A 1,177-nucleotide genomic window follows, 5' to 3' on the forward strand; every position below is an offset into this window, starting at 1 on the left:
CAAGCGGCTGGACCAGGTGGTGCGCGTCTTCCGCACCGGCGACGCCGACCAGCACCGTCCCGCCGAGCCAGCTCCCCTGACCACGGTCGCCCCGCCGCCTGCGTCGGCACCTGTGCTGACCTCGGTGGTCAAGCCCGCCGCCCCCGCAGTGGCTGCCAAGGCCGTCGCCCCGGCGCCCACCAAGGCGCCGGTCGCCGCCGCCGCCGGGGAGGCCAAGCCGCCCAAGCCCCCATCCCCAGCCAAGGCCAGCCGGCCGGTTGAAGTGGCCGCAGCGCCGGCCCGCCCGGCACCCGCCGTGTCCACCGCTTCCAGTGCCGCCAGCGAAGGCGACTGGGAAAGCTTCTGATCGATTCACCTCACCCACACGGACTCTTCTTCCTCATGTCTTTCCAACAATTCAAGGTCGGTCACCGGCTGGGCCTGGGCTTTCTCAGCGTGCTGGTGCTGCTTCTGGCGGTCACCGCGCTGGGCTGGAGCGGTCTTCGCGCCACCCAGGCGGCCACCGAGCGGGTGATCCAGCTGGAGCGCCTCGCCTCGGTCACGGAAGAGTGGGCGGCCAGCACGACGCTGAACATCAGCCGCGCGCTCGCTGTGGCCAAGTCCCGCGCCGACCCGGAGGTCGATGCCTACTTCAAGCCCCTGATTGCACAGACGTCCACGCGCATCAGCGAACTGCAGCAGACGCTGGAGGCCGAAATCTCCAGCGCCGAAGGCAAGGCCTTGCTGGCCAAGATCTCGACGGCGCGCGGCGAGTACATCGCGGTGCGAAAGACCTTCTTCGACGCTCTCAAGACGGGTGACCTCGTGGCCGCCAACCAGATTCTGACCAGCCAGGTGCTGCCGGCCGCCGACCGCTACAGCGGCGCTCAGAACGAAATGCTGGCGGCGCAACGCAGCCTCGTGCAGGCCGCCATGACCGACTCTGCCCACACCGTGAGTCGCAACGTGACCTGGCTGGTCACGCTGGCCGCGATCGCGGTGGTGGTGGCGTCCCTGCTGGCCTGGCGCATCACCCGTTCGGTGACGGTGCCGGTGCATCAGGCGGTGGCGATCGCCTCGGCCGTGGCCGACGGCAACCTGTCGGTGGTGGTGCAGACCGAGCGCAAGGACGAACTGGGCGACTTGCTCAACGCATTGGGCGCGATGAAGAACTCGCTGATCCACACCGTGGGCCAGG

The 1,177-nt window shown here is 69.3% G+C and carries 1 protein-coding gene and 1 pseudogene; both read left to right on the forward strand.

Annotation, left to right across the window (positions count from 1 at the left end; all coding sequences use genetic code 11):
- Nucleotides 1-346: pseudogene (locus KIT86_RS25155) on the forward strand (hypothetical protein); the annotation flags it as partial.
- A 35-nt stretch (nt 347-381) separates the two neighbouring features.
- The coding region (locus tag KIT86_RS25160) for an MCP four helix bundle domain-containing protein (protein WP_297403484.1) at nt 382-1,177 on the forward strand (796 nt) is incomplete at its 3' end.

The sequence above is a fragment of the Hydrogenophaga sp. genome, from assembly GCF_026125825.1.
GTDB lineage: Bacteria > Pseudomonadota > Gammaproteobacteria > Burkholderiales > Burkholderiaceae_C > Hydrogenophaga.